We start from the raw sequence: 22760 nt of genomic DNA on the forward strand, positions 1-22760 counted from the left end.
GCGCGGCGGGTGGCCGGCGGATGACTGCGGGTGCGGGACCGGGAGGCGGGGAGGTGGTCACAGTGCGACCAAGGCTATCCCGTGCCCGCCTTGTAGCCCACGCCCCGCACCGTCAGGATGATTTCCGGCCGCTCCGGATCCGGCTCGATCTTGGCCCGCAGCCGCTGCACGTGCACGTTGACCAGCCGGGTGTCGGCGGCGTGCCGGTAGCCCCAGACCTGCTCCAGCAGCACCTCGCGGGTGAAGACCTGACGCGGCTTGCGGGCGAGCGCGACCAGCAGGTCGAACTCCAGCGGCGTCAGCTTCACCTCCTCGCCGTTGCGGCTCACCGTGTGCGCGGGCACGTCGATGCTGATCTGGTTGCCGGGCGGGCCGATGGTCAGCAGCTCGGGGGCCACGTCCTCGCCCCGGCGCAGCCGGGCCCGCATCCGGGCCACCAGCTCCTTGGGCTTGAACGGCTTGACCACGTAGTCGTCCGCGCCGGACTCCAGGCCGAGCACCACGTCCACCGTGTCGCTCTTGGCCGTCAGCATCACGATCGGCACGCCCGACTCGCCCCGGATCGCCCGGGCCACGTCGATGCCGCTCATGCCGGGCAGCATCAGGTCGAGCAGGACGATGTCGGGCCGGTTCTCCCGGAACGCGGCCAGCGCCCGTTCCCCGTCGGCGACGAACGAGGGCAGGAAGCCCTCGCTGCGCAGGACGATGCCGAGCATCTCGGCGAGCGCGGGGTCGTCGTCGACCACCAGTACCCGGGCTCTCATGGGATCTATACTTCCATCCCCGTTCCGGTCGGTGGGACCGGCACCGTCCCGGGGCGCCTCCGGCGGGTCGACGGCGGGCCACCTCATCAGCCGAACAGGGCCCGCCCCCAGTGGTCGCCGCCGTCGCGCACGCCGGGCGGGCAGGCGAAGATGCCGCTGGAGACGTGCCGCAGATACTCGTTCATCGCGTCGTTGCGGGCCAGCCGGGTCTGGATGGGCACGAACTGCTTGCGCGGGTCCCGCTGGTAGGCGATGAAGAACAGCCCGGCGTCGAGCCGGCCCAGCCCGTCGGAGCCGTCCACGAAGTTGTAGCCCCGGCGCAGCAGCCGCGCCCCGTCGTTGGCGTCGGGGTGGGCCAGCCGCACGTGCGACGTCTCGGCGATCACCGGCTGGCCGTCGTCGCCCTTCGCGGCGAAGTCGGGCTCGTCGAACTCGTCGCCCCTGCCCAGCGGCGCGCCGCTGCCCTTGGCCCGGCCGACGATCTGCTCCTGCTCGACCAGCGAGCTGCGGTCCCAGGTCTCGACGAGCATCCGGATCTTCCGGGTGACCAGGTACGACCCGCCGGTCATCCAGTCCGGGCCGTCGCCGGGCTGCACCCACAGGTGCTCGCGCAGCAGCCCGCCGTCCTCGGCCTTGAGGTTGGCCGTGCCGTCCTTGAAGCCGAACAGGTTGCGCGGGGTCGCCTGCCCCGTCGAGGTCGACGAGGTGCGCCCGAACCCGAGCTGCGACCAGCGGACGCTGACCACGCCCATGCCGATGCGGGCCAGGTTGCGGATGGCGTGCACCGCCACCTGGGGGTCGTTGGCGCACGCCTGCACGCAGAGGTCGCCGTTGGAGATCTCCGGCCGCAGCGCGTCCCCGGCGAAGTGCGGCAGGTCGACCAGCGCGGCGGGCCGGCGGTCGGCGAGGCCGAACCGGTCCCGCCCCTGTGCGTCGCGGAACAGCGTCGGCCCGAAGCCGACGGTGAGGGTGAGCTGGGACGGGGGGAGCCCGAGCGCCTCGCCGGTGTCGTCCGGCGGGGCCTCCGGCACGCCGCCGACCGCGCCGATCACCCCGGCGTCCTTCCCGGCGGTCATCCGGGCCGCGGCGGCCGTCCACTCGCCGAGCAGCTCGACCAGGCGGGCCCGGTCCCTGGTGACCACGTCGAAGGCGACGAAGTGCAGCCGGTCCTGGGCCGGGGTGGTGATGCCGGCCTGGTGCTCGCCGTGGAAGGGCACCGCGCCGGACGCCGCGCCCTGGCCGGCCGGGGCGTGCTGCGCCCCGCCCCGGACCAGCGCGCCTGCCCCGGCGGCGACGCCCGCCACCCCGGCGACCCCCGCGCCGGCGAGCGTGATCGCCCGCCGCCGGGACAACTTCGCGCTCATGCGACCACCCTCTCCTGCTCGTCGGCGCGTCCGCCGGGGCCGTGCGTCAGCGGGCGACGACCGCGGCGACCTTGCTGATCGGCTCGGCCAGCGCGTTGATGCTGTCGGACAGCTCCTTCAGCTCGGCCTTGCTCAGCGCGGTGTGCAGCTTCCAGCCGTCGCCGTCGCGGTGCTTGCCGAGCGCCGCCTCCACGTTGGCGAACTCGGCGTCGAGCTGGGTGACCAGCTCGGGGGCGCGCTGCTCCAGGGCCGGGCGCAGCGCCGCGACGGCGGCCTTCGAGCCCTCCAGGTTGGCGTTGAAGTCCCACAGGTCGGTGTGCGAGTACCGCTCCTCCTCGCCGGTGATCTTGCCGCTGGCGACCTCGTCGAGCAGCGCCTTCGCGCCGTTGGCGAGCTGGAGCGGGGTGAGCTTCTCGGCGTTGGCCCGGGTGACGATCTCCTTGACGTCGGCGAGCAGCCGATCGGCGATCGGGCCGTCGGCGCTGATGTCGCCGGTGGTCCAGAGGTCCTTCTCGATCCGGTGGAAGCCGGTGAACTCCATGCCCTCCTCGACGACCTCCTCGCGGCCGTCGATCTTCGGGTCGAGGTCGCCGAAGCTCTCCGCGACCGGCTCGATCCGCTCCCAGTAGGTGCGGGCCACCGGGTACAGCGCCTTGGCCTTCGCCACGTCGCCGGCCTTGACGGCGGTGACGAACTCCTCGGTCTTCGTCAGCAGCGCGGCGGTCTGGCTGGTGACGTACCGCTGGTAGCTCGCGGTGGCCTCGGCCAGCGCGGCGTCGGGGGCGACGGTCGCGGCGGCGCCGCTGACCTTCAGCGCCCCCCGGATCCCCTTGCCGCTCATCCCGGGCTTGCAGGCCGTCTCGTACGTCCCGGCGGGCAGCTCCACGCGCAGCTCGCGCTTGAGCCCGGGGGCGATGTTCTCGACCTCGCCCATCACCCGGTCCCCGGCGGCGTAGACGTAGAACTCGGTCACCTTGGCGCCGGAGTTCGTCACCTCGAAGACGGTCTGGCCGGCGGCCAGCTCCGTCCGGCCGACCTCGCAGGCGGTGTCGCTCGCCTTGACGGCGATCGGGCCGCCGTCGGCCGTGGCGTCCTTCTCCTCCCCGCCGCAGGCGGCGAGGCCGGTGGTGGCGAGCGCGCCGGCGGCGGCGAGCGCCAGGAAGCGGGTGGTACGCATCGGGGCTTCTCCTCGGGATGGTCAGGCGCGCGGCGAGGCGGACGCCGTTCCGGTGGGCTCGGTGACGCCGGCGGCAGCCGCCGACGGGGCGGGCGCGGTCGCGCCGGCCGGGGACGCGGGGCGGCGCAGGAAGAGCGCCAGCACCGGCACCGCGTACGCGGCCCAGGCGACCGTCTCCAGCACGCTCGGGGCGGGGGTGACGTTGAACATCCCGGCGAGCAGGGCGGCGTACCAGGTGCTCGGGTCGAGCGTCGCGCTGATGTCGAAGGCCAGGTCGTTGAGGCCCGGCAGGACCCCGGCCTCCTGGAAGTCGTGCACGCCGTACTTGAGAATGCCGGCGGCGACCAGGATCAGCAGCGCGCCGGTCCAGGTGAAGAACGCCGACAGGTTGATCCGCAGGGCGCTGAAGTAGAGGCCCACGCCGATCGCCACGGCGCTGGCGATGCCGGCGAGCAGGGCCAGCAGCGGCCCGCTGTCGCCGGCCGCGCCCTGGGCGGCCGAGTAGAAGATGAGGGCGGTCTCCAGCCCCTCGCGGATCACCGCGAGGAAGGCCATCCCGGCGACCGCCAGGGAGCCGACCGCGAGCGCCTCGGTGAGCCGGCCGCGCAGCTCGCCGGCGATCGTGCGGGCCGCCCGGCGCATCCAGAAGATCATCCAGGTGACGAAGACGACGGCCGCCACGGAGGTGACCGCCTCGAACAGCTCCCGGTCCTCCGAGCGGGCCAGCAGCGAGGTCGACGTGTACTCGATCAGCCAGCCGAAGAGCACCGACAGCGCCACCGCGAGCCCGACGCCGCCCCACACCTGCGGCAGCCGGTCCCGGCGCTGCGACTTCACGAGGAAGGCGACCAGGATGCTGACCACGAGTGTCGCTTCCAGGCCCTCGCGCAGGCCGATCAGGTAGGTGGCGAACATCGGTGCTCCGTGATCGATCAGGTTGCCTCGGTTAACTTAGGGCAGCCATACCTTCCTCCCGCCGGCCCGGCCCCGTCAAGTTGTTCTTCGCCACGTCACCCGCCCGGCCACGTCACCCGCCCGGCCACGGCGCGCCGCGGGGCCGCCGCGCGCCCGCCGCCGCGCCGCCCGCCGCGGAGTCGCCCGTACGCGAAGGGACCGGGCCCGCCGCCGCGCGGCCGACCCGGTCCCTGTCGTGCTGGCTCAGTAACGGTAGTGCTCCGGCTTGAACGGGCCCTCCGGGGAGACGCCCAGGTAGGCGGCCTGCTCCTTGGTCAGCGTGCTCAGCTTCGCGCCGAGCGCGGCCAGGTGCAGCCGGGCGACCTTCTCGTCGAGGTGCTTCGGCAGCACGTAGACGCCGGTCGGGTATTCGTCGGTCTTGGTGAACAGCTCGATCTGGGCGATCGTCTGGTTGGCGAACGAGTTCGACATCACGAAGCTCGGGTGGCCGGTGGCGTTGCCGAGGTTCAGCAGGCGGCCCTCGGAGAGCACGATGATCGCGTGCCCGTCGGCGAACTTCCAGAGGTCGACCTGCGGCTTGATGTTGATCCGCTCGACGTCGGAGCGCTTGGCCAGGCCGGCCATGTCGATCTCGTTGTCGAAGTGACCGATGTTGCCGACGATCGCCTGGTGCTTCATCCGGGCCATGTGCTCGTTGGTGATGACGTCGAAGCAGCCGGTGGCGGTGATGAAGATGTCGGCCTGCTCGACCACGTCGTCCAGGGTGGAGACCTGGTAGCCGTCCATCGCCGCCTGGAGGGCGCAGATCGGGTCGACCTCGGTCACCACGACCCGCGCGCCCTGGCCGCGCAGCGACTCGGCGCAGCCCTTGCCCACGTCACCGTAGCCGAGCACGACGGCCATCTTGCCGCCGATCAGCACGTCGGTGGCCCGGTTGATGCCGTCGATCAGCGAGTGGCGGCAGCCGTACTTGTTGTCGAACTTGCTCTTGGTCACCGAGTCGTTGACGTTGATGGCCGGGAAGAGCAGCGTGCCGGCGCGGTGCATCTCGTAGAGCCGGTGCACGCCGGTGGTCGTCTCCTCGGTCACGCCCTTGATGCCGGCGGCGATCCGGGTCCAGCGCTGGTTGTCCTCGCCGAGCGACCGGTGCAGCACCTCCAGGATGACCGCGTACTCCTCGGAGTCCGCCGACTCGACCGGCGGCACGGCGCCGGCCTTCTCGAACTCGACGCCCTTGTGGACGAGCAGGGTGGCGTCGCCGCCGTCGTCGAGGATCATGTTGGGGCCCTGGCCGTCGGGCCAGTCGAGCACCCGCTCGGTGCACCACCAGTATTCCTGGAGGCTCTCGCCCTTCCAGGCGTAGACCGGGACGCCGGCCGGCGCGTCGGGCGTGCCGTCCGGGCCGACGACGATCGCGGCGGCGGCGTGGTCCTGGGTGGAGAAGATGTTGCACGACGCCCAGCGGACCTGCGCGCCGAGCGCGACCAGGGTCTCGATCAGCACGGCGGTCTGGATCGTCATGTGCAGGGAGCCGGTGATCCGCGCCCCGGCGAGGGGCTGCGCCTGCGCGAACTCGCGGCGGATCGCCATCAGGCCCGGCATCTCGTGCTCGGCGAGCTGGATCTCCTTGCGCCCGAACTCGGCAAGCGACAGATCCGCCACCTTGTAGTCGCCCTCGGCGAGGGTGCTCGGCCGGGCCTCGGACGGCGTGCCGCTGGGGACCGCCGGGAGGGTGCTGGTCATGGAAGCTCCTGTCGAACGAACGAAGTGCTGCGCGACCCTCCACCTTACGCGCGGAGACGGACAGCGCACGGGGCGGTCGGTCGCGAGCGGACTGTCCGCCCACGGTCCGGCCGCCCCGTGCATCCCCCCGGTTTGGTTCCCCGCACGCCGCCGGACCTTCGTCGCGGTGACGCTGCGCACCTAAGAAGTTACCCGGAGACAGCACGTCGTCAAGTCATTTCGGGAATTCCCGATTTGTGTCGCCGGGATCCACCGAGCCGCCCCGGCCCACCTGCCACCGTCGGCCGCGCCGCCGCAGGCAAGTCGGACGAGCCGAAGACACGCCAGGCCAAGCCGGACCCAAGCCCGGCTTTAGCCGGACCCGAGGGGCCCTTCAGTCCAGCCCGCTGGTCGCCACGTACGCCTCGCCCTCGCCGTCGAGGACGAGCGGCCCGGCATCGGCGGGACCGATGGCGGCCTGCCCCGGCGCGAGGACGACCCCGCCCGTCCCGTCGTCGGCCGAGACCTTCCCCGCGCGGCAGAGCACCACCCGGGGGCCCGGCACCGCGAGCCGCACCGGCGCGCCGGCCACGACCGCCCGGTGCAGCGCGAAGTCGTCGACCGGCACCGGCCAGCGCACCACCTGGGGCGACACCTGCTGCGGGGTCACCAGCGGGTCGTCGAGCACCTCGAAGCGCAGCACCCGCAGCAGCTCGTCGACGTCCACCCGCTTCGGGGTCAGGCCGCCGCGCAGCACGTTGTCGCTGGCCGCCATGATCTCCACGCCGGCGCCCCGCAGGTAGGCGTGCAGGTTGCCGGCCGGCATCCAGATCGCCTCCCCGGGCGCGAGCCGCACGTGGTGCAGCAGCAGCGCCACCAGCACCCCCGGGTCGCCGGGATAGTGGGCGGCCAGCGCCCGCGCCAGCGCCGCGTCCGGCCCGGCGGTGTCCGCCGCCAGCACCGCCGCCACCAGGCCCGCCCGCTCGGCCTCCGGCCAGCTCAGCAGCAGCCGGACGGCCTCCCGCAGCCCCGCCGAGCCCTCGTGCAGCGCCGCCACCACCGGCTCCAGCCCCCGCACGCCGAACGCGGCCAGCGCCGCCGCCGACACCGCCGGATCGCGGAAGCCGCACAGCGCCGCGAACGGCGTGAGCGCGACCAGCAGCTCCGGCTTGTGGTGCGGGTCGGCGTAGTTGCGCTCCGCCGCCGGACGCGCCGCGTCGGCCGCGTACCCGGCGCGGGCCTGCTCCGCGTCGGGGTGCGCCTGCAGGCTCAGCGGCGCGTCGGCGGCGAGCACCTTGAGCAGGAACGGCAGCCGGGGGCCGAACCGCCGCACCGACCGCTCGCCGAGCCAGCGCCCCGGCTCGGCGGCCAGCACGTCGAGCAGGCTCACCGGCTCGCCGTCGCGCTGCACGCTGGCCGGGGCGCCCGGGTGGGCGCCCAGCCACAGCTCCGCCTCCGGCCCGGGGCTCGGCACGGGCCGCCCCTGCAACCCGGCGATCGCCGAGCGCGAACCCCAGGCGTAGTCCCGGATCGGGCCGTGCAGCGGCTCCATGGTCAGCTCCCGGCGTGCGACTCGTCCGCGCCGGTCACCGCCGCCTGCGGCGCGGCGGCCTCCGGCGTGGCGACGGCGGTGTGCGCGGCGGCGCCGGTGCCGGCCCGCTGCGCGGTGGCGGACCAGATGTCCGGCTCCAGGTAGATCACCCGGGCGACCGGGACGGCCGCACGGATCCGCGCCTCGACGGCGTTGATCCCCCGCGCCAGCTCCTCGGCGCTCTCGCACGCCGGCACCGCGATCTTCGCGGCCACCAGCAGCTCCTCCGGGCCCAGGTAGAGCGTCTTCATGTGGATGATCCGCTCCACCTCCGGGCCGTCGGTGACGGCCCGCTCGATGGTCGCCACGTCGGTCGGCTCGGCGCCCTCGCCGAGCAGCAGGCTCTTGGTCTCGATCGCCAGGGTGACCGCGATGACCACCAGCAGGACGCCGATCATCGCCGTGCCGGCCGCGTCCCACATCCCGTTGCCGGTGATCAGGGTCATCCCGACGCCGAAGAGGGCGAAGACCAGGCCGACCAGCGCGCCGAAGTCCTCCAGCAGCACCACCGGCAGCTCGGGGGCCTTGGACCGGCGGATGAACCGCACCCAGGACTGGTTGCCCCGGATGAGGTTGGACTCCACGATCGCCGTGCGGAAGGAGAAGCTCTCCATCACGATCGCCGCCACCAGCACGACGACCGGCACCCACTTCCAGCTCTCGATCGGGTGCGGGTCGGCCGCCTTGTGCCACGCCTCGTAGAGCGCGAACAGGCCACCGAGGCTGAACAGCACGATGGCCACGATGAACGCGTAGACGTAGCGCTCCCGGCCGTACCCGAAGGGGTGCTGCGGGGTGGCCTCGCGCCGGGCCCGCCGGCCGCCGAGCAGCAGCAGGCCCTGGTTGCCCGAGTCGGCCACCGAGTGGATCGACTCGGCGAGCATCGACGAGGAGCCCGTCAACAGGAACGCGATGAACTTCGTGACCGCGATGCCGACATTGGCCAGCAGGGCCGCGACGATCGCCCTCGTACCACCGTTGGCGCTCACGCCACTCCCCGTTCGATGCCGCACGTGCTCACTGGTTTGCCAGCTCCTTCATCTCGGTGATGGCCGGGACCGCCATCGGGTCCAGCCCGTGTGCCAGGGCGAGGTAGACGGAGGCGAAGTCGGGCACCGCCACCAGCGACGCGAGCCGCTCCAGCGCGGAGCCGCCCTCGGCCGTCACCACGTCGCAGCGGACCCCGCGCCGCTCGGCGAGGGTCTGCACGGCGTCGGCCCGGCGCTCCTCGACCGCCAGCGGCTCGTCGGCGTCGTCCTCGGCGTTGAGCCCGCCGTCGCGCAGCAGCACCAGCCGCAGCCGCGTGCCCTCGCCGTCGGACTCGCCCGGGTCGGCGAAGATGTCCCGCTCCCCCTCGGCCAGCCCGCCGAACACGCCGTCGAGCAGGCCGACGCGGCCCCGGCCGGCCTCGCCGAGCGCCCCGCTGACCACCGGGTAGCGGGCGTTGGCCGACAGGGTGTCGCCGAACCGGCGGGCCGCGACGGTCGCCAGCGGCGACGAGCCCCAGACGATCGGCACCGAGCCGGCCAGCCCCAGGGCGAGGGACTTCGCCGGGTTGACGAACGACTCGGCCGTGGCGCGGCAGCGGTCGGCGTCGGCGTCGAGCCGCGCCGCCGTCTCCGCCAGATCCGCCTCGTTGACCTTCACGAGCCCGAGCGTACGGGCGGCGAGCAGAACCGGCACGGTGAGCGCCCACAGGCTGGCCCGGGCCGGGGCGCGGCGGGGCACCGGGATGAACGGCGCGCGGGCCCGCTCGGCCACCGACTGCAACTGCGAGTCGGGCGCGCCGACGGCGACCAGGCGGGCCCCCCGGCGGTGGGCGGCCTCGGCCGCGCCGAGCGCCTCGGGGCTGCGGCCGGAGGCGCTGACCGCGATCACCACGTCGGCCGCGCCCACCCAGCCGGGCACGCCGGCGCTGCGGTGCGGGATGACCGGGACCGGGCAGCGCGGCCCGGCGACCGTGGCCAGCACGTCCCCGGTACGCCCGGCGGTGCCGATGCCGGCGATCACGACCGCCCGCGGGCGGCCCTCGTCGGCGAGCACGGTGAGGTTGGCCTCGGCCGCCAGGGCGGCGGACTCCCGCACCTGCGCCCCGGCCGAGGCCATGAACCGCAGCATGCCGCCCGGGTCCTGCTCGGCGAGGGCGTCCGGGTCGTCCAGCAGGGCCTCGTCGGCGTGCCGGTGCCCGCTGACCCCGGCCGTACCCTCCATCACGACTGCTGCGCGGGTCCGCCGCGCGCCTCGTCGAGCAGCAGCACCGGCACGTCGTCGCGCACCTCGAAGATCCGCCCGCACTCGGTGCAGGTCAGCGTCTGCGCCCCCGCGTCGTAGTCGAGCGGGGCGTGGTGTGTGTCCGGACAGGCGAGGATCTCGAGCAACTGCGGGTCCAGGGCCATGGTGCGGCTCCTTCCACGGGTGCGTAGGCGGCGGTCGGCGGTGCCGGCCGGCGCAGGGGATCTTATCGGCGAACCCGGTCGAGCACCTCGTCGCGGAGGGAGATCATCCGCTCCTCGGTCGGTGCCTCGACGTTCAGGCGCAGCAGCGGCTCGGTGTTGCTGGCGCGCAGGTTGAACCAGGCGCCGTCGGGGAAGCTCAGGGTCAGCCCGTCCAGCTCGTCGACCGCCGCCTGCGGATACGCGGCCCGCACCTGCGCGATGCTCGCCGCCTGGTCGGCCACCGTGGAGTTGATCTCACCGGAGGCGACGTAGCGCTCGTACTCGCGGGCCAGCTCGGACAGGGGCAGGGCCTGCCCGCCGAGCGCCGCGAGGGCGTGCATGGCGGCCAGCATGCCGGTGTCGGCGAACCAGAACTCGCGGAAGTAGTAGTGGGCGGAGTGCTCGCCGCCGAAGACGGCGTTGGTGCGGGCCATCTCGGCCTTGATGAAGGAGTGGCCGACCCGGGTCACCACCGGCTCGCCGCCGTGCTCGCGGATGATCTCCGGCACCGCGCGGGAGGTGATCGGGTTGTGGATCACCGTGGAGCCGGGGTGCTTGGCCAGCTCGCGGACCGCGACCAGGGCGGTGATCGCCGACGGGGAGACCGGCTCGCCGCGCTCGTCGACCACGAAGCAGCGGTCGGCGTCGCCGTCGAACGCCAGCCCCAGGTCGGCACCGTGCTCGCGGACGGCCCGCTGGAGGTCGACCAGGTTGGCCGGGTCCAACGGGTTGGCCTCGTGGTTGGGGAAGGTGCCGTCCAGCTCGAAGTAGAGCGGCACGATCTCCAGCGGCAACGCGGGCAGCACGGCGTCGCCGAGGACGCTGGGCACCGTCCAGCCGCCCATCCCGTTGCCCGCGTCGACCACGACCTTCAGCGGCCGGATGCCGGACAGGTCGACCAGCTTGCGCAGGTGGGCCGCGTACTCCGGGCGCAGGTCGCGCCGCTGCGTCGGTCGGCTCGGCGCGCCGGCCGGACGGGCGACGCCGGAGTCGAGCAGGGCCTGCGCCCGGTCCCGGATGTCGGCCAGCCCGCTGTCCTGACCGATCGGGCGGGCGCCGGCCCGGCACATCTTGATGCCGTTGTACTGCGCCGGGTTGTGGCTGGCGGTGAACATCGCCCCGGGCAGCCCCAGCGTGCCGGAGGCGTAGTAGAGCATGTCGGTGGAGGCCAGCCCCAGCTCGATCACGGAGCGCCCCTCGGACCGGACGCCCACGGCGAACGCCTCCGCCAGGCCCGGCCCGCTGGCCCGCATGTCGTGCGCGATCACCACCGCGTCACCGGGCTCACCGGCGGCGGCGAGCACCTGCCCGAAGGCGACCCCCAACGCCTCGGCGACCCGTTCGTCCCATTGGTCCGGCACCGTCCCACGGACGTCGTACGCCTTCACGATCCGGGACAGATCAGACACGCGCTTCGCTCCTTCGCCGCAGGTCGCCAACGCCCTGAGCGTATCGGAGCACCGGCGGGCGGCCGGCCTCAGCCGGGCAGGCGCGGCATGATCGTCGTCGCGTCGCCCCCGCCGGCGGGCGCGGGTGGCTCGCCCGGCCCCGGCACGCCACCGTCGGCGGGACGCGCCGGGCCGCCGTAGACCCCGCCGCCGGGGGGCGGAGCGGCCGGCGTGCCGGGGCGGGAACCGTACACCCCGCCGGACGGCGGCGCGGCCGGCCGGCCGTACACGCCGGGGGTCGGCGGCGTCTGCGCCGGCGCGGGCGGCGCGGGCGTCCCCGAGCGGTAGGTGGTGCCGCCGGGGTTGCGCGACAGCGGGACGCCGGGGAGGGCGTCCGGGTCGTCGGCCGGCTCCCGGTCGGCCCGCGACCGGCGCACCAGCAGCACGATCAGGCCGACGCCCAGCACGACCAGGCCGACGCCGAAGAGCATGATCCAGGACAGCCCGCCGGAGCCCTCCTGCGCCGCGGCTGCGGCGCCGGTCCCGGCGGCTCCGGCGGCGACGGCGGCCAGGGTCGGCTCCCCGGCGGTCGGCGCGTCGGTCGTGGGCTCCGCCGTCGGGCTCGCGCTCGGGCTCGGCGACCGGGACGGGCTGCGGCTCGGCGTGGGCGTCGGGCTCGCGGCCTGCGGCCCGACCACCCGGGCCGCGACGGCGTCCCGGCCGAGGGCCCGGCCCCGCCCGTCGACCGCCTCGCCGACCACCGTGAGCCGGCCGCCCGGCGTCCCCGCCGCGAACGTCAGCCGGTAACGCATGGTGATGCCCTTGCCCTTGCACAGGGTCGGCTTCGTCGGGGCGGACCGGCCCGTGGCGACCGCTCCCCCGCCGCCGGAGACCGGCACCGGGACCCAGCGGCCCCCGAGGTTCACCTGCGCGGTGACCTGGTTTGCGGCGAGGCCGGCGAGGCTGAGGCCCATCCCGGTGCGCAGCACCACGCAGCCCTCGGTGCGCTTGCGCACCTCGACGTTGACCGCCCCGGGCGAGCCGCCCGGCCGGAAGCTGTCGGTGGCGCGCACCCGCACCGAGTCGCCCTCGGCCTGGGCCGGCGACGCCGCGGCGGCCACGAGGCCGCCCAGCATCACGCAGACCGCCGCGAGCCGCGTCGCGTGCCGACGTAGCGCCATGATCACCTGCCGTTTCTCCCTGCCGGGTCCGCGGGTCAGGTTACTACCGGCCGCCGATCCCGGCTCGGCGCGGAAAGGAGGGGCCCCTTGTTAACGCATACGGTAGAGAGGGGTCCCCTTCTCACACCCCGCTGCGGCTCTCTCACGCCCCGCTGCGGCTCGCGAGCGCGGCGCGGCAGAGCCGGTCGGCGGTGCGGGTGGTCTCCGGCAGCCGGTAGCGGGGCGTCAGCGCGAGCACCCGGGCGCACGCGTTCTCCAGCCCCATCCGGTGCCCGACGCTGACGAAGACCGGCTTCACGCCGTCCCGGGTGCGCAGCACCCGGCCCACCACCTCCCCGCCGTCGCACAGCGGGGACCAGTCGCCACGCGCCCCCGCCGGCGGCTCCCACCGGCCCACCAGCGGCGTCTTGCCGACCCCGATCGCCGGCAGGCCGGTCACCACGCCCAGGTGGCAGGCGAGCCCGAACCGGCGCGGATGGGCCAGCCCGTGCCCGTCGCAGACCAGCAGCTCCGGGCGGACCGTCAGCAGGTCCAGCGCCGCCAGCAGGGCGGGCAGCTCCCGGAAGGCGAACAGCCCGGGGACGTACGGGAAGGCGGGCCGGCCCACGCTCACCGCCTGGTCCACCACGGCCAGCGTCCGGGCGTCCAGCACGGTGACGGCCGCCGCGAGCCGGTCGCCGCTCTCGGCGTACGCGACGTCGAGCCCGGCCACCGTCGCGGGCGCGGCGGGTCCCGGCCCGGTCGGGTCCACCAGCGGGCGCAGCCGGTCCTGCACGGCGAGCGCCTCGGCCTCGGTCCGGGGCGGCGGGGCGGCGACCGGGCTGTCCATCCGGTGATCGTAGGCGGCGTCCCGCGGCACCGGCCCGGTGCGCCGACCGGCCGTTGGCGCGGCGACACACCCGTCCGGTCCAGCCCGCCGTTTCGCACACCTGTCGGGTAATTTCTTCTGGTCCGACAACCGGTCACCGACAGGAGAAGCTCCGCGCATGGGCAAGAAGACGATCCACGTCTCCGACTTCAGCGGCACCGTTCTGCAGCCGGACGACGAGGTGGTCCGCGTCGTGGTGCTGGAGCATCCCGACCTGGTCGCGGGGCCCGTGCAGCTCGACGCCACCGCGACGGAGGTGGAGAGCATCGACGACGCGGCCCTGGACGTCGCGGTGGTCGAGATCCACGACCGGCACGGCGGCGGCGAGCCCCGCCGGGTGGTGCTGACGGCCAGCGAGTTCGACGCGATGGCCACCGACGTGCCGATGGCCCAGTTGCTGAAGACCGCCGAGCGGGTGCGCCCGCCGAAGGCCCGCAAGGGCGCCGAGAAGGTCGACTACGGCACCATCGAGCATGCCGGCAAGCCGCACCGGGGCCGGGTCACCGAGGAGGAGGCCCGGCTGGTCCGGGAGCAGCTCGACGAGGTGAACAAGCGGCTCGCCGACGCCGGCATCCGGCAGGTCGACCCGGCCGACCCGGAGCACGCCGCGCGCTACGGCTTCCCCGCCGCCGACTGACCGCCGCAGCGACGTCGGGCACGCGCCCCCGTGGCGCGTGCCCGACGCGGTTCAGGCCCCCTTGCGGGCGAGCTCGGCCAGCGCGCCCTCCACGGCGGACTCCAGGGCGTCCTTCTCCAGACCGAGCCCGCCGAGCACGCCGTCGCCGCCCTCCTCCTCAAGCAGGGCGAGCAGGATGTGCTCCGTACCGACGTAGTTGTGCCCCATGCGCAGCGCCTCCCGGAACGTCAGCTCCAGGACCTTCTTGGCCCGCGCGTCGAAGGGGATCAGGTCCGGGACCTGGTCGGCCTTGGCCGGCAGGGTCCCGGTGGCGGCCTCCCGGAGCCGCTCCAGGGGTACGCCCCGAGCGGCGATCAGCGCGGCGGCCAGCCCCTCCGGCTCGGCGAGCAGGCCGAGCACGACGTGTCCCGGGGTGATCTCGGCGTTGCCGGCCGCGCGCGCCTCCTCCTGCGAGGCCAGCACCACGTTGCGGGCGCGCGGGGTGAACCGGCCGAATCCGGCGCTCGGGTCGAGCGTGGCGGCCGTCTCCGCCTTGGCGGCGGACCGTTTCTGGGCGGCCTGCTTGCTGACCCCCATGCTGCGGCCGATCTCCGTCCAGGACGCGCCGGAGCGGCGGGCCTGGTCGACGAAGTGGCCGATGAGGTGGTCGGCGATGTCGCCGAGGTGGTCGGCGGCCACGACCGCGTCGGCGAGCTGGTCGAGCACGTCGGGGCGGGCCTTCTTGATCCCCGCGATGAGGTCGTCGAGCCGGACCGGATGGGGAAGCTGGGCGTGTTCCGTCATGCGTCAACCATAGGTTGACGATGGCTCGATCGTCAACCCGGAGTTGACGATCACGCCTCGACGAGCGCGGTCTGGACCAACTGCTGCCCCTCCCGGCGGCGGACCAGCACCCCCCGGCCCGGCGGCAACGGACGCGGGCGCAGGTTCCCGAGGATCACCCCCTCCCCCCGGTCGCCCGACATCAGCAGTCCGGCCGAGCCCAGCTCACGCAGGGTCTGTAGCACCGGCTCGTAGAGCGCGCGGGCCGCCCCGCCGCACCGCCGGGCCAGCACCAGGTGCAGGCCGACGTCCCCCGCGACCGGCAGCAGCTCCCGCAGCGCGTTCAGCGGGTTGGTGCCGCCCGCCGCCATCAGGTCGTAGTCGTCCACCAGCACGTACAGCTCCGGGCCCCGCCACCAGCTCCGCTCGCGCAGCTGCTGCGGGGTGACGTCCGGGCCCGGCAGCCGGCCGCGCAACTCGGCGCGGACCTGCGCGACCGTCTGGGCGAAGGACTGCTCGGAGGGGGCGTAGTCGAACAGGTGCTCCCCCTCGACGACGCCGAGCAGCCCGCGCCGGTAGTCGGCGATCACTAGCCGCGCCTCAAGCGGGGAATATCGGGCGACGACCTGCCGGGCGACGAGCCGGAGCAGGTTCGTCTTGCCGCACTCGGCGTCGCCGAAGACGATCAGGTGCGGGTCGGCCCCCGGGTCGAGCACGACCGGCCGCAGCGTCGCCTCGTCCAGCCCGATCGGCAGGCCCGGCTCCCCGGCGGGGCACGCGCGGTCCAGCTCGGCGACCGTCAGCCGCAGCGGCAGCAGCCGCACCGGTGGCGCCGCCTCCCCCGGCCACGCCGCGGCCACCCCCGCCACCAGCGCCGCCGTCGCCTCCGCCAGGTCAGCGACACCGCCCTGTCCGTCGACGCGGGGCAGGGCGGCCAGGAAGTGCTCCCTGCCGCCGGTGACGCCCCGCCCCGGGGACCGCTCGGGGACGTTCGCCGCCGCCCGCCGGCCGACCTCCGACTCGTACGGGTCGGCGAGGCGCAGCTCCAGCCGGGTTTCGAGGAGGTCCCGCAGGCCGGGCCGGAAGTCGACCCAGCGACCGGAGGTGACCAGCAGGTGCACCCCGTACGTCAGCCCGCGGCCGGCGATGTCGGCGACCGTGTCCTCCAGGTCCTCGTGCTCCCGCCGCAGGGTCGGCCAGCCGTCGACCACGAGGAACACGTCGCCGAACGGGTCGTCGAGGTGCGCGCCCTCGGCGCGCAGGCGACGGTAGGCCGCCATGGACTCGATGCCCAGCTCCGCGAACCGGACCTCGCGCCGGTCGAGGATTCCCACCACCTCGGCGACGGTCCGGCCCACCGCCTCGACGTCGCGCCGCCCGGCCACCCCGGACACGTGCGGCAACCCGGCCAGGACGCCCAGCCGCCCACCGCCGAAGTCGAGGCAGAAGAACTGCACCTCCCGGGGGCCGTGGGTCAGGGCCAACGCGGCGACGACCGTCTGCACCAGCGTGCTCTTGCCGGTCAGCGGCGCGCCCACCACGGCGACGTGCCCGCCCGCGCCGGTCAGCTCCACCGTCAGCGGATCGCGGCGCTGCTCGTACGGGCGGTCGACCACCCCCACGGGCACGGCGAGGAACCCCGGCGGGTCGGCCGGCGACCCGGGGGTGGACGCGTCGGCCGGCGGCAGCAGCTCGCCCAGGCTGGGCGAGGCGTCCAGCGGCGGCAACCAGATCTGCCGCGCCCTGGGCGCGCCGCCCCGCAGCCGGGCCACCACGATGTCCAGGAGGCTCCCGGGCAACTCGGGCAGCCCCGGCTCCGCGGGGCCGGGGCGCGCGCCCAGCGGCCCCGAGACGTACGCCGCCCGGAACCGGACCGGGGCGTCGGGCCCGGTGCGCAGGTAGCCGCTCCCGGGTGCCGACGGCAGCCCGTACGCGTCGGGCGCCCCGATCACCAGCCGGCTCTCCTGCGCCGAGAACGTCCGCAGGGCGATCCGGTACGACAGGTAGGTCTCCAGCCCGCGCAGCCGGCCCTCCTCCACCCGCTGCCCGGACAGCAGCAGGTGCACGCCCAGCGCGCGGCCGACCCGGCCGATCCTGGCGAACAGCTCGCCCAGGTCCGGCCGAAAGGTGAGCAGGTCGGCGAACTCGTCGCAGACGACCAGCAGCGCCGGCAGCTCGGCCAGCGCCGCGCCGGCCTCCCTGGCCTGCTCGTACGCCCACCAGTTCGGCAGGCCGCCGCCGGCACGCAGCAGCTCCTGCCGGCGGGCCAGCTCGCCGCCGAGCGCGTCGCGCAGCCGGTCGATCAGGGCCGGGTCCTCGGCGAGGTTGGCGACCTGCCCGGCGACGTGCGGCAGCTCGGTCAACAGGCCGAGGGTGTGTTCGCCCTTGAAGTTCACCAGCAGCACGTTGAACCGGGCGGCGGAGTGCCGGGCCGCGAGCCCGAGCACGAGCGCCCGCAGGAACTCGCCCTTGCCCGACCCGGGCGCGCCGACCAGCACCCCGTGCGGGCCCATCCCGCCCCGGGCGGACTCCTTCAGGTCCAGCAGCACCGGCTGGCCGTCCTCCGCGACGCCGATCGGCAGCCGCAGGAAGTCCGGGCCGAGCGGCTCGTCGGCGCCCGCGAAGTCGGCCAATGCCGCGTAGTCCGCCACACCGACCAGGGCCAACGCCTCGTCCGAGTGCCCGTGGAACGGCACCCGCCGGGTGGCGCCCGCCTCCTCGGTCTGCGCCGTGGTCGCCCACGCCTGCGCGATCAGCGACACCATGAGCCCCGCCTCGTCCGCCGCGCCGGGGGTCTCGGTCTCCGGATCGGCGTCGCTGACCGTCAGGTCGGGCAGGGCGATGCGGAAGGTGCGCCGGCCGTGGATCGCCCAGCCCGGCAGGTTCGCCGGCAACCGCCCCGCCAGCTCGGGGCTGATCCGCGACTCCTGCGGCTGGGACAGCCGGGTCTCGATCCTCGCCTGCGGCAGCTCCAGCAGCTCCTCCGGGATCGCCCGCCAGCTACGCTCGACGACGGCGACGTGCACGCCGTACCCCAGGCCCTTGTTGGCCAGGTCGACCACCCGGGCGGTGAAGTCCGGCCGCAGGGCGGCGAAGTCCTGCCACCGGTCGACCACCAGGAACACGTCCGGGTACGGCCCGCCGTCCAGGGTGGCGCGCCGGGCGCGCAGGCTGTTGGGCGACTCCAGCCCGTAGCGGCGGAACAGCTTCTTGCGGGCGAGGACGTCCCGCTCCAGCCGGTCCAGCAGGACGCCGACCTCGGCGACCTCGTCGTCGCCGACGACCTCGCGCACGTGCGGCAGCCGGCGCATCGGGCCCAACCAGTTCCCGCCGGACTCCAGGCAGTGGACGGCCACCTCCTGGTCGGAGTGGGTAAGCGCCAGCCCGCCGACGATGGTGCGGATCAGGGTGGTCTTGCCGCTGCCGGCCCGCCCGACCACCAGCAGGTGCCCCTCGGACGAGGCGAGGTCGAGCCAGAGCGGCTCGCCGGCAGGCTGGTCGAGCCGGTGTGCCTGGCCGACCGGCACCTTGAGCAGCCCGCGCCGCCGCCAGTCGACGGCGCAGAGCCGCACGTCGTCGGTCGGCTCCAACGGCCCGAGCAGGTCGCCCAGGCGCAGGTCCCGGTGGTCGCGCCGCTGCCGCTGGCGGTGGTGGCCCTCCCGCGACAGCGCGATGTGGATCTCGTCGCTGACCTGCCCGAACTGGGACGGCGACTGCGACGTCGTGCGCCTGGGCAGCTCCATGCGCACGTACCGCCACAGGTCGTCCGGGGTGATCCGGCCCTGGCCCGTGAGGTCGGCGGCGCCGGTGCTGAGGCCCTGGATGACCGTCTCGGTGAACGCCGAGCGCAGCCGCGGCGCGCCCCCCGACGCCGGCCGGCCGTCGTCGGCCCGTTCCACCGAGTTGGTGGCGGTGATCACGTATCGGCCGTACCCGGTCTTCAGCTCACCGTCGATGGCCAGGTCGTCGGTGGTCTTGAGGCCCTGCCCCTCGAACGCCCCGCTGTAACAGCAGTCGAGCAGGAGCACGAAGCTCGCCGCGTCCGACTCGTCGAGCAGCTCGCGGACGAACGACGCCGACACCGCCGTGGAGGAGAGCCGGTCCACCTCCGTGTTCGACACCGCCAGGTGCAGCCGGCCCCGCTTGCTGCTGCGCACCCCGTGGCCGGAGAAGTAGAGCAGGACCAGGTCCTCCGGGCCGGCCGCGCGCAGCATCGACTCCATGGCCCGCTCGATCGAGCTCTTCGACTCGTTTTCCAGCAGCACCGTCTGGTCGAACGCCCCGATGTCCGCGTCGGCGAGCAGGCTCAGCAGGTCCCGCGCCTCCTCCCGGGGCGCGTACAGGTCGCTCAGCGCCTCGTCGACGTACCGGTCGTTGGCGATCAGCAGGGCGCGCCGCTGTCCCACGATCAGCCCCCGAGGGCGGCACCGCCGCTCGTCCCCGTCGGCGGCAGCCCGCCCGGCCCGGCGGCCGGCGGCGGCAGCGCGCCCGGCTCCGCCGCCGGGGCCGGGTCGGCCAGCAGCGCGACGAGCTGGGCGACGAGCGCGTCGTCGACCTTCGTCGCCCCGGTGATCACCAACTCCCGGTCGCCCCGGCGCAGCCGGACCGACCGTGCCTTGATCCGGTCGGCGTAGGCCACCGCGATCAGCGCGATCGTGCGCATGGTGGCGGCCGAGAAGAGGCCACCGACGGCCAGCATGCCCAACTCCCAGGCCTGCTGCGACTTGCCGTGGGTGGTCGCGGGCGACTGGGCGTACGCGACGCGCAGCCCCCGCACGGCCCGCAGGTCGTCGGCGAGCCCCCCGGCGAGCTGGTCGACCCGCTCGGCGGGGACCGCCGCGGCCGGCTCCACGAGCAGGTGAAGCTCCGACATGAGCACCTCCGTCAGACGGCGGGATCTCCACATTCAACACCACCGACGCCAGTCCGGTGGGCCCGTGCCGCCGCAGGCCGGCGCGCCCGGATAGGGTCGGGCCCATGCGGCTGCACGTGGGATGCGCGATGTGGGCGCACCGGTCCTGGCAGGGGCGCTTCCTGCCGCACCCGTCGCCCGCCCAGGAGCGCCTGCGGCACTACGCCGGCTGGTGCGACGCGGTCGAGGGGAACACCACGTTCTACGCGACCCCGAGCCGGGACGCCGTGGCGTCGTGGGCGCGACAGACCGACGCCGACTTCCGGTTCGTGGTCAAGCTGCCCAAGCTCGTCACCCACGAACGCCGCCTCGCCGACGCCGACGCCGAGCTTCGTGCCTTCCTGGACGCGATCGAGCCGCTCGGGCCCCGGGCCCACGCGCTCTGGGTCCAGTTGCCGGGGTCGTTCGGCCCCGGCGACGTCCCCGCGCTGGCCCGCTTCCTGCGCCGGCTCCCCGCGTCCCACCGGCAGGCCGTGGAGGTGCGCCATCCCGCGTTCTTCGCCGACGCCCACGCGGCGCGCCTCCTCGAGGAGGCGCTCGCCGTCACCGACGCCGAGTGGATCCCCTTCGACACCACCGCCTTCTTCGCGGGCCCGCCGACCAGCGACGCGGAGCGGGAGGCGTGGACCAGGAAGCCGCGCCTGCCGCTGCGGACCCGCGCGCTGACCGACCGGCCGATCGTCCGATATCTCGGCCGCGACGACACCGCGCGGACCGTCGCCGGCTGGCGGCACTGGGTCGACGTGGTCGCCGGCTGGCTGCGCGAGGGCCGGTCGCCGACCGTCTTCGTCCACACCCCCGACAATGCCGACGCGCCCGCGCTCGCCCGCCGCTTCCACGACGAGGTACGCGGGCGCGTGCCCGGCATCGAGGCGCTGCCCGAGCCGACGCCGGCCGAGCCGCTCACCCTCTTCTGAGGGCCACCGTGGGGCCGCCCGGCACGTGCGGGCAGCCCCACGGGTCACTCAGCGCCTCTTCGGGGTGAGCCTGATCAGCTCCCAGCCGCCCTCCGGCACGTCGTCGGTCGGGTCGGTACGCAGGTTCATCGGGTTGGCCATCCCGAGGTACAGGGTCGAACCGTCGGCGACCATGGTGCGGAAGCCGTAGTTGAGGTAGTTGCCCAGCCCCTTGGTGTCGACCGCGGTGGCGGGCCGCAGGCTCGACTCGAACACGTACAGGTCGCCGCCGTAGAGCTCGGGGTCGATCTCGATTGGGTCCAGGCCGTCGCTCAGCCCCCGCGCCGCGTTGGCGAAGCCCATCTGCCGCGCGGCCTCGGGCAGCAGGTCCTTCGCGAGGTAGCTCCAGTCCATCGTGCCGACGAACAACCGGCCGCCGGAGACGGCCATGGTCCAGGTGTAGTTGGTGTAGATGTTGCCGAACCCGATGTGGCCGTACTTCGCGCGGTAGCCGGTGGAGGTCCACTTCCACGCGCCCGCGCCGCCGTTCGCCGCCGGGTCGTACGCCGGCAGCCGCCGCTCCCCGTAGAGCAGCTCCACCTTCTCCAGGTTGGTGTCGAACCGCTTGCCCCGGAAGATGCTCACCGCGCGCTGGGAGTTCTCCAGCATCGTTCGCGCCGCGGTCTCGTCGGCCGGCGGGTAGAGGTCGGCGAGCACGCTCGTCGACTTCATCGGGACGTGCATCGTGCCCCAGTAGAGGTAGCCCTGGTAGGACATCAGCGCACCGAGGCCGTACGTCCCGGCGATGACCGGGTCCGGCTCGTAGGAGGCCGCGCTCCAGACCTGCTTCCAGCCGGCGATGTCCTCCTCCGTCAGGCCCGGCGCGCCGTCGGCCAGCGGCGGGCTCATCCAGACGCCGGCGATGCCGGGGTTGGCCTCGTCGGTCGGCGTGACGCCGGGACGGCCCCAGCCGGAGCGGGCCGCCGAACGCGCGGCGAGCGACCCGCCGGTCGCCGCCGACCAGGTGCTGACGAAGACCCGGCCGTCGTGCTCCGTCAGGTCGGCGATCTGCGCCGGCAACTTGCCGACCTCGACGAAGTTGAACGGGTTGGCCCGGTCGCCGGCCCAGCGCAGCATGTACCCGCCGTCCCGGCCGTTGGCGCCGACCCCGACGCCCGCGTAGAGGACGTCGCCGGCCACCAGGAAGTGGCGGATGTTGCCGTACTTGGCGAAGTTGGCCGAGCCGAGGTAATCGCCGGTGACCGTGTCGAAGGCGAACATGTTGACCGTCTGCCCGAGGGCCGGCCCGGCGAGGAACACGACCCCCTGGTGCGTTCCGCCGGCCCGCAGGCCCAGCGTCCTCTTCAGCCGGGACGCGTCGTCGGCCGACGCGTTCATGATGACGCCCGTCTTCTCCGTCTGCACTTTGGAGGCCAAATCGTAGACGTACACCCGGGGCTGCCGGTGATCGCCCACGTTTGTCGGCATGGTCGGATTCTGTACGACAATCTGACTGCTCGCGAACTCGCAGACATAGTCGTCGTTCAGCCGCGGGTTCGGCAGGGAGAGAGTCGACCCCGTTACGATGCAGTTAACATTCGCCCCGGTGCCGAACCACAGGCGATTGTTCGCCTGGGCGAGTGACCACACGTACGCCTGGTTGACCTTGGCCTGCCCCTGCGCGCACGGCGGGCCGGCCGGGTAGGGCTGCCCGATCCCGGCGAAACATTCGTCGGGAACCGCCTTCCCGAGCAACTCGTGCTCGAATGTCGTCGACGGTCGCGGCAGCACCCCCGGTTCCCCGGGAACCGCCGCCGTGGACGGGGCGGCGGCAAGAACCGGCAGGACGCCGAGCGCGACGGCGGAGAACATGCGCCATCTAGACATTCTGGGCCGATGCATCATTGCCCTCTCTCTCAACACAATCTCTTCGTCGTGATGCATTGACGATTACCGGACACAACGAGAGCGACACCCACAGTAATCGGGATCGCCAACTCGGACGCAGTAATGGTCGACGGCATCACTGCCGGAAGTCCGGCAGAAATCCGGCTGAATGACAGAAATGGATATACCGCTCGGATTCCGAGCGCCCACAGCGTACCGCTGACGACTGCTCCTGTCAGCCGTACCCGTGGACGCGAATGG

18 protein-coding genes are annotated in these 22760 nt (G+C 74.1%); 2 read left to right on the plus strand and 16 right to left on the minus strand.

Going from position 1 to position 22760, the window contains the following annotated elements; all coding sequences use genetic code 11:
* Positions 1-74: 74 nt before the first annotated feature.
* The 12 genes from mtrA to nfi all read right to left on the minus strand — a co-directional run bounded on the left by mtrA (position 75) and on the right by nfi (position 13366).
* The gene (gene mtrA / locus ACFYWL_RS13835) at positions 75-764 is read right to left on the minus strand and encodes an MtrAB system response regulator MtrA (RefSeq protein ID WP_043962066.1); all 690 of its coding nucleotides are present in this window, start codon (positions 762-764) and stop codon (positions 75-77) included.
* An 86-nt stretch (positions 765-850) separates the two neighbouring features.
* Entirely contained in the window at positions 851-2128 is a 1278-nt protein-coding gene (gene efeB / locus ACFYWL_RS13840; RefSeq protein WP_386971806.1) for an iron uptake transporter deferrochelatase/peroxidase subunit, read from the minus strand.
* 46 nt (positions 2129-2174) lie between these two features.
* The gene (gene efeO / locus ACFYWL_RS13845; protein ID WP_386971809.1) at positions 2175-3305 is read right to left on the minus strand and encodes an iron uptake system protein EfeO; all 1131 of its coding nucleotides are present in this window, start codon (positions 3303-3305) and stop codon (positions 2175-2177) included.
* A 21-nt stretch (positions 3306-3326) separates the two neighbouring features.
* Complete coding sequence (gene efeU, locus ACFYWL_RS13850) at positions 3327-4220, minus strand: iron uptake transporter permease EfeU (RefSeq protein ID WP_386971811.1); 894 nt, start codon at positions 4218-4220, stop codon at positions 3327-3329.
* Between the two features lie 243 nt (positions 4221-4463).
* The gene (ahcY, locus tag ACFYWL_RS13855; RefSeq protein WP_386971814.1) at positions 4464-5963 is read right to left on the minus strand and encodes an adenosylhomocysteinase; all 1500 of its coding nucleotides are present in this window, start codon (positions 5961-5963) and stop codon (positions 4464-4466) included.
* 373 nt (positions 5964-6336) lie between these two features.
* Positions 6337-7494: a mannose-6-phosphate isomerase, class I gene (manA, locus tag ACFYWL_RS13860; RefSeq protein WP_386971817.1), complete on the minus strand. Its 1158-nt coding sequence runs from the start codon at positions 7492-7494 to the stop codon at positions 6337-6339.
* Positions 7495-7496: 2 nt separating this feature from the next.
* Positions 7497-8522, minus strand: a complete 1026-nt coding sequence (locus ACFYWL_RS13865) for a cation diffusion facilitator family transporter (protein WP_386971819.1) — start codon at positions 8520-8522, stop codon at positions 7497-7499.
* 28 nt (positions 8523-8550) lie between these two features.
* Positions 8551-9747, minus strand: coding sequence for an SIS domain-containing protein (locus ACFYWL_RS13870; protein WP_386971822.1), 1197 nt, complete (start codon positions 9745-9747; stop codon positions 8551-8553).
* Positions 9744-9929, minus strand: a complete 186-nt coding sequence (locus tag ACFYWL_RS13875; protein ID WP_043962058.1) for a Trm112 family protein — start codon at positions 9927-9929, stop codon at positions 9744-9746. Before ACFYWL_RS13875 ends, ACFYWL_RS13870 begins: the two co-directional genes overlap by 4 nt.
* Positions 9930-9991: 62 nt before the next feature.
* Positions 9992-11377, minus strand: coding sequence for a phosphomannomutase/phosphoglucomutase (locus ACFYWL_RS13880; protein WP_386971825.1), 1386 nt, complete (start codon positions 11375-11377; stop codon positions 9992-9994).
* A 68-nt stretch (positions 11378-11445) separates the two neighbouring features.
* The gene (locus ACFYWL_RS13885; protein WP_386971828.1) at positions 11446-12537 is read right to left on the minus strand and encodes a hypothetical protein; all 1092 of its coding nucleotides are present in this window, start codon (positions 12535-12537) and stop codon (positions 11446-11448) included.
* Positions 12538-12679: 142 nt separating this feature from the next.
* Positions 12680-13366: a deoxyribonuclease V gene (gene nfi / locus ACFYWL_RS13890; protein ID WP_386971830.1), complete on the minus strand. Its 687-nt coding sequence runs from the start codon at positions 13364-13366 to the stop codon at positions 12680-12682.
* A 157-nt stretch (positions 13367-13523) separates the two neighbouring features.
* Here nfi and ACFYWL_RS13895 point away from each other — a divergent pair, with 157 nt between their 5' ends.
* Complete coding sequence (locus ACFYWL_RS13895) at positions 13524-14042, plus strand: hypothetical protein (protein WP_386971832.1); 519 nt, start codon at positions 13524-13526, stop codon at positions 14040-14042.
* A 51-nt stretch (positions 14043-14093) separates the two neighbouring features.
* Here the strand turns inward: ACFYWL_RS13895 and ACFYWL_RS13900 are convergent, their stop codons facing one another.
* From ACFYWL_RS13900 to ACFYWL_RS13910, 3 genes are read right to left on the minus strand one after another with little or no spacing between them, the layout of a single operon-like run.
* Positions 14094-14825: a Clp protease N-terminal domain-containing protein gene (locus ACFYWL_RS13900; protein ID WP_386971834.1), complete on the minus strand. Its 732-nt coding sequence runs from the start codon at positions 14823-14825 to the stop codon at positions 14094-14096.
* A 50-nt stretch (positions 14826-14875) separates the two neighbouring features.
* Positions 14876-19210 (minus strand): type VII secretion protein EccCb, encoded by a 4335-nt coding sequence (eccCb, locus tag ACFYWL_RS13905; protein WP_386971836.1) that lies wholly within the window; start codon positions 19208-19210, stop codon positions 14876-14878.
* A 2-nt stretch (positions 19211-19212) separates the two neighbouring features.
* Positions 19213-19677: a hypothetical protein gene (locus ACFYWL_RS13910; RefSeq protein WP_386971839.1), complete on the minus strand. Its 465-nt coding sequence runs from the start codon at positions 19675-19677 to the stop codon at positions 19213-19215.
* A 128-nt stretch (positions 19678-19805) separates the two neighbouring features.
* Between ACFYWL_RS13910 and ACFYWL_RS13915 the strand changes: the two genes are divergently transcribed.
* On the plus strand, positions 19806-20633 hold the full coding sequence (locus ACFYWL_RS13915; protein ID WP_386972023.1) for a DUF72 domain-containing protein: 828 nt from the start codon (positions 19806-19808) through the stop codon (positions 20631-20633).
* Positions 20634-20681: 48 nt separating this feature from the next.
* On the opposite strand, the gene ACFYWL_RS13920 is transcribed toward ACFYWL_RS13915, so the two are convergent.
* Positions 20682-22499 (minus strand): hypothetical protein, encoded by a 1818-nt coding sequence (locus tag ACFYWL_RS13920; RefSeq protein WP_386971842.1) that lies wholly within the window; start codon positions 22497-22499, stop codon positions 20682-20684.
* Positions 22500-22760: the final 261 nt, after the last annotated feature.

Origin of the sequence: Micromonospora sp. NPDC002575, from assembly GCF_042889525.1 — a bacterium.
In the GTDB taxonomy this organism is placed as follows: Bacteria; Actinomycetota; Actinomycetes; order Mycobacteriales; family Micromonosporaceae; genus Micromonospora; species Micromonospora carbonacea.

Excerpts from the sequence above, each read along its gene's own strand:
- ACFYWL_RS13920 (WP_386971842.1), bottom strand. The coding sequence starts at position 22,499 with ATGTCTAGATGGCGCATGTTCTCCGCCGTCGCGCTCGGCGTCCTGCCG.
- efeB (WP_386971806.1), bottom strand. The coding sequence starts at position 2,128 with ATGAGCGCGAAGTTGTCCCGGCGGCGGGCGATCACGCTCGCCGGCGCG.
- ahcY (WP_386971814.1), bottom strand. The coding sequence starts at position 5,963 with ATGACCAGCACCCTCCCGGCGGTCCCCAGCGGCACGCCGTCCGAGGCC.
- ACFYWL_RS13910 (WP_386971839.1), bottom strand. The coding sequence starts at position 19,677 with ATGTCGGAGCTTCACCTGCTCGTGGAGCCGGCCGCGGCGGTCCCCGCC.
- mtrA (WP_043962066.1), bottom strand. The coding sequence starts at position 764 with ATGAGAGCCCGGGTACTGGTGGTCGACGACGACCCCGCGCTCGCCGAG.
- ACFYWL_RS13915 (WP_386972023.1), top strand. The coding sequence starts at position 19,806 with ATGTGGGCGCACCGGTCCTGGCAGGGGCGCTTCCTGCCGCACCCGTCG.
- ACFYWL_RS13875 (WP_043962058.1), bottom strand. The coding sequence starts at position 9,929 with ATGGCCCTGGACCCGCAGTTGCTCGAGATCCTCGCCTGTCCGGACACA.
- ACFYWL_RS13900 (WP_386971834.1), bottom strand. The coding sequence starts at position 14,825 with ATGACGGAACACGCCCAGCTTCCCCATCCGGTCCGGCTCGACGACCTC.
- manA (WP_386971817.1), bottom strand. The coding sequence starts at position 7,494 with ATGGAGCCGCTGCACGGCCCGATCCGGGACTACGCCTGGGGTTCGCGC.
- nfi (WP_386971830.1), bottom strand. The coding sequence starts at position 13,366 with ATGGACAGCCCGGTCGCCGCCCCGCCGCCCCGGACCGAGGCCGAGGCG.
- efeO (WP_386971809.1), bottom strand. The coding sequence starts at position 3,305 with ATGCGTACCACCCGCTTCCTGGCGCTCGCCGCCGCCGGCGCGCTCGCC.
- ACFYWL_RS13895 (WP_386971832.1), top strand. The coding sequence starts at position 13,524 with ATGGGCAAGAAGACGATCCACGTCTCCGACTTCAGCGGCACCGTTCTG.
- ACFYWL_RS13885 (WP_386971828.1), bottom strand. The coding sequence starts at position 12,537 with ATGGCGCTACGTCGGCACGCGACGCGGCTCGCGGCGGTCTGCGTGATG.
- efeU (WP_386971811.1), bottom strand. The coding sequence starts at position 4,220 with ATGTTCGCCACCTACCTGATCGGCCTGCGCGAGGGCCTGGAAGCGACA.